Source organism: Cupriavidus sp. 01L45 (assembly GCF_056399885.1).
Genome location: NZ_JBFTSG010000126.1, coordinates 1 through 4,789, shown reverse-complemented (window position 1 = coordinate 4,789; position 4,789 = coordinate 1). Strand labels below are relative to the sequence as shown.

General features: G+C 65.4%; 4 protein-coding genes and 1 pseudogene. 4 read left to right on the top strand and 1 reads right to left on the bottom strand.

The window, feature by feature from the left end; translation table 11 throughout:
• From AC1DT6_RS40105 to AC1DT6_RS40095, 3 genes are all read left to right on the top strand, one after another.
• A partial coding sequence (locus AC1DT6_RS40105; protein WP_477115593.1) for a beta-keto acid cleavage family enzyme occupies positions 1-1,018 on the top strand: 1,018 nt, incomplete at its 5' end.
• A gap of 110 nt (positions 1,019-1,128) precedes the next feature.
• Positions 1,129-2,469: an MFS transporter gene (locus tag AC1DT6_RS40100; RefSeq protein ID WP_477115592.1), complete on the top strand. Its 1,341-nt coding sequence runs from the start codon at positions 1,129-1,131 to the stop codon at positions 2,467-2,469.
• 31 nt (positions 2,470-2,500) lie between these two features.
• Positions 2,501-3,115, top strand: coding sequence for an RBBP9/YdeN family alpha/beta hydrolase (locus tag AC1DT6_RS40095; RefSeq protein WP_441637498.1), 615 nt, complete (start codon positions 2,501-2,503; stop codon positions 3,113-3,115).
• A gap of 41 nt (positions 3,116-3,156) precedes the next feature.
• On the opposite strand, the pseudogene AC1DT6_RS40090 reads toward AC1DT6_RS40095, so the two are convergent.
• Positions 3,157-3,324: pseudogene (locus AC1DT6_RS40090) on the bottom strand (NAD(P)(+) transhydrogenase (Re/Si-specific) subunit beta); the annotation flags it as partial.
• A gap of 380 nt (positions 3,325-3,704) precedes the next feature.
• Here AC1DT6_RS40090 and AC1DT6_RS40085 point away from each other — a divergent pair.
• The coding region (locus tag AC1DT6_RS40085; RefSeq protein WP_477115594.1) for a porin at positions 3,705-4,789 on the top strand (1,085 nt) is incomplete at its 3' end.

Sequence of the window (4,789 nt, the reverse complement as noted above, 5' to 3'; positions counted from 1 at the left end):
GGACAAAGTGGTCATCACCGTGGCGCCTTACGGCCCCGAGTGGATGCCGGCGGATTTCCCCGAAGACATTCCGGTGACGATGGAGGAACAGGTGCAAAAGGCCGTTGACTGCTACAACGCCGGTGCCACGGTGCTGCACCTCCACGTRCGCGAACTCGATGGCAAGGGCTCCAAGCGCCTGTCCAAGTTCAACGAACTGATCGCCGGCGTGCGCGCCGCGGTGCCCGACATGATCATCCAGGTCGGCGGCTCGATCTCGTTTGCCCCGGAAGACGACGGCCAGGCCGCCAAGTGGCTGTCGGACGATACCCGGCACATGCTCGCCGACCTGGACCCCAAGCCGGACCAGGTGACGGTGGCCATCAATACGACGCAGATGAACATCATGGAGCTGCTCTACCCGGAATACCTGGAGGGCACCTCGCTGGCCAACCCGGCTTTCCAGGCTGCCTACAGCGAAATGACCGTGCCCGCCGGCCCCGCCTGGGTCGAGGAGCACCTGAGGCGCCTGCAGGCCTCCGGCATCCAGCCGCATTTCCAGCTGACCGGCATCCATGCGCTGGAAACACTCGATCGCCTGGTGCGCAAGGGCGTGTACACCGGACCGCTGAACCTGACCTGGATCGGCATCGGCGGCGGCTTCGATGGTCCGAATCCGTTCAATTTCTTCAACTTCATCCATCGCGCGCCGGATGGSTGCACGCTGACCGCCGAATCGTTGCTGAAGAACGTCCTGCCGTTCAACATGATGGCCATGTCGATGGGCCTGCACCCCCGCTGCGGCATCGAGGACACCATCATCGACCAGCACGGCAACCGCATGACCTCGGTGCAGCAGATCGAGCAGTGCGTGCGCGTCGCCCGCGAACTCGGCCGTGAAGTGGCCAGCGGCAAGGAAGCGCGCAAGATCTACAAGATCGGCGTGCAGTACAAGGATGCCGAGGAAACCCTGGCAATGCATGGCATGGCGCCCAACCGCAAGCCGCGGCAGGCAAMCCTGCCCTTGCGCGCAGCCTGACGCCAGCCCGGGCAAGCGGACCGGCAACGATGCCCGTCCGCTCGCCATSGATCACACAATCCGCGCCGAATTCGCGGCGCCACAGCGGCAYCAGACCGCAGGAGACTTTCATGGGACAGTCCCTCTCCGGGGCCGCTCRCGCGGACACGGATCTCACCGCCAAGCCGGCACGCTCGCATGCCTACGCGTGGCTGGTATTCGCCCTCATTTTTGCGCTCCTGCTTTCCGACTACATGTCGCGCCAGGTGCTGAACGCCGTCTTTCCCCAACTGCGGCTTGAGTGGGGCCTGTCCGACGCCAAGCTCGGCTCGCTCAGCGGCATCGTCGCGCTGATGGTCGGTCTGTTCACSGTGCCGTTCTCGCTCGTCGCCGATCGCTGGGGYCGCGTCAAGAGCCTGGCCCTGATGGCGCTGCTGTGGAGCTGCGGCACGCTGGCGTGCGCGCTCTCCGCCAGCTACGGGCATATGCTGGCGGCCCGCTTCTTCGTCGGCATTGGCGAGGCGGCCTATGGCAGCGTCGGGCTGGCCGTGATCCTGAGCATCTTCCCGCCKTCCCTGCGTGCCACCCTGACCGGCGCCTTCACCTCCGGCGGCATGTTCGGCGCGGTGCTGGGCATGGGGCTGGGCGGTGTCGTGGCGGCCCGCTTCGGCTGGCGCGCGGCGTTCATGGCCATGGCGGTATTCGGACTGATCGTGGTGCTGATCTATTGCGTCACCGTGACCGAAGCCAGGCTGGCGCGGCGCACGGCAGGGCCACGCGCCACCCACGGCGGCGCGGCGCCAGCCCGAGCCCGCATCCCCTTGCCGGCGCTGCTGCGCGGGCTCTTCTGGGCACCGTCCCTGGTCTGCGCCTATGTCGGCAGCGGCCTGCAGCTTTTCATCGCCTACGCGATCATGGCCTGGATGCCGAGCTACCTGAACCGGTACTACGGCATGCCGCCCGACAAGGCGGCGCTGCTCGCCGCGGCGCTGCTGATCGTCGGCGGCGTYGGCATGACCTTGTGCGGGATGCTGACGGACCGGGTTAGCCGCAACGCGCCGGCCCGCAAGCTGACGCTSGCGATCCTGTTCTGTCTCGTGTCGTGCGYGCTGTTGCTGGCGGGCTTCCGGYTGCCGCCGGGTACCKCGCAGTTGCTGCTGATCGGTTTCGGCATGCTGCTGGCAATGGGTACCTGGGGCCCCGCCGGCGCCATGGTGGTCAATCTCTCCCGCCCCTCGACCCATGCCACCGCGCTGGCGATGCTGACRCTGGCCAACAACATCCTGGGCGCCGCGCCGGCGCCTTACCTGACGGGCCTGCTGGCCGACAGGATCGGATTGCTCGGGGCCCTGCAGGTGGTTCCGCTGATCTCGCTGGTCGCAGCCGCCGTGTTCTTCATCGCCAGGCCGCGCTACCTGCGCGACCTGCGGCTTGCCGAAGCGCGCAATGAGGCAGAGCGCGCCGGCGCCTGACTCCTCCTTCACCCGCTGAGTAAACAACAAGATGCATCACATTGAATTACCCCCGATCGTCATCGTCCCCGGCCTGCGCGACCATGTCGCGGATCACTGGCAAACCTTGCTGGCCGACAAGTTGCGCGCCGACGGGCGCCAGGTCAGCATCGTGCCTCCGCTGGAGCACAACAAGCTTGACTGCGCCGTGCGCGTCGCTGCGCTGGAACGCACGCTGGCGAGCCTGCGTGAGCCGGCCTTGCTGGTGGCCCACAGCGCCGGCGTCATGATTACGGTGCACTGGGCGCGCCGTTCCGCGCGCGCCGTGCGCGGCGCGCTGCTGGCCGCGCCGCCCGATTTCGATCATCCGTTGCCTGAAGGCTATCCGGACGAAGATGCGCTGCGCCTGAACGGCTGGACACCCGCACCGCGCGCGGCCTTGCGCTTCCCAAGCATCGTCGCGGCCAGCCGCAACGATCCGCTTGCCCGTTTCGAGGAAGTCGCCGCGCTGGCCAGCGCCTGGGGCAGCCGCCTGGTCGACCTCGGCAACGTCGGCCACCTCAACCCAGCCGCCGGCTACGGCCAATGGCCGCGCGCCGAGCCGCTCATTCAGGAACTCTCCGAAATGACTGAACTGATTGGCCAGGGCAAGCAGCGGACGGCTTGACAGTCCAACGCCCCCTCAGGTCATGGCAGGACGCACCGCGACGCCTGGCTGCACTCGCTGTTGGTGCCTTCCATTTCGAAGACCTGATCGCAAGCCACCTCGGCCCCGGCCAGTAGCACGTTCATGTGGCCAGGCATGCGGCCTGCCGCCGCGAGGATCGCGTACTTCACCGCCACCCCCTTCCCTACCCGCTTCCCGGTCAGTTCCTGACAAAGCGGCGATTTGCCGCCAAACGAATCTCGACCTCGCGCTGTCAGCGGCAGTGCGGGGCGGGCCACTTCGATCCGGAAGCACCGCGCACAGGTAGCGTCTCCCCGACCCCACCAGCCCTGCGTTATCAATACGCATCGCGCGGGCCGCCTTTCCCGTCACCTTCAGCTTCCTTTGCTTCCCTTTGACAAGCCCTGACCCGCTACCGAACCCCCGTCGTCCATTTGCACCCATGCGCAGAAAATCTCTTGGTATCCGGAGAATCCCGCCCCCCTGCCATTGGGGGGCGCACGGCGCCCAATTCTTTGCATGATGACGGCGTCAATAACAGACGTAAACATGGATATGAGGAGGACAGGTAGTGAAATCGTCTAGGAAACTGAGCAAGCTTAATCTTGCACTCATTGCTTCGGGCGCAATCTGCGCCGGCAGCGCCCACGCACAGAGCAGCGTGACGCTGTATGGCGTGGCGGATATGAACGTTGAGTTCGCCAACCATGTCGGCGCCGTTCCCACCGCTGCCAACAAGTTCAATGCGGGCCCGTCCAACAACGTCTACCGCGCGAACTCCGGGGGCCTGTCCGGCTCGCGTTGGGGCTTGCGCGGTGCGGAGGATCTCGGCAATGGCGTGAAATCCGTTTTCGTTCTGGAAAGCGGCTTTAACCTGGATACCGGCACATCGCAGCAAAGCGGCCGCCTGTTCGGTCGCCAGGCATACGTAGGCCTGCAGAGTACGCAGTTCGGCCAGGTGACCTTCGGCCGCCAGTACACTTCGATGTTCGAGAGCATCGCGAACTTCGTGCCGGCAGCCTTTGCCACCCAGTATGAACCGATCGTGATGCTGACCGGCGCCAACTTCCGCGAGGACAACACCATCAAGTACTCCGGCCAGTTCGGTCCGGTGTCCGCACTGGCGCACTGGTCCTTCGGTACCGGCCTGGCGTTGCCGACGACGGTAGCCAACGGCCCGCTCCTCGGCGGTAACGGCGAAGTGCCGGGCCAGTTCCGCCGCGATACCGCCTATGGCGCGGCGCTGACCTACATTGCCGGCCCTGTCGGTGTGGCCGTTGCCTACGACCAGTTCAACCCGACCATTTCCAACCCGGCGACCGCGGCTGCCCTCGGCAGCGGCAGCTTCAAGAAGGCGACAATCGCGGGAAGCTATGCGTTCGGCCCGGCAAAGATCATGGGCGGCTACCGCTGGGGTCAGAACAAGGACCAGAATGGCAGCCTGATCGAGCGCGACGACTTCTACTGGATCGGCGCCAACTACCAGGTGACGTCGGCGCTTAGCCTGACGCTCGAATACGACTACGACAACGTCAAGAGCTTCTTCGCCAACAAGTCGGTGCCGAACCCATGGCAAGTTGCCTTTATCGCGGACTACACGCTTTCCAAGCGGACTGATGTCTACCTGACCACGGCATATTCAAAGAAAAGAATGCGGGTCTGGGACTGGATTCC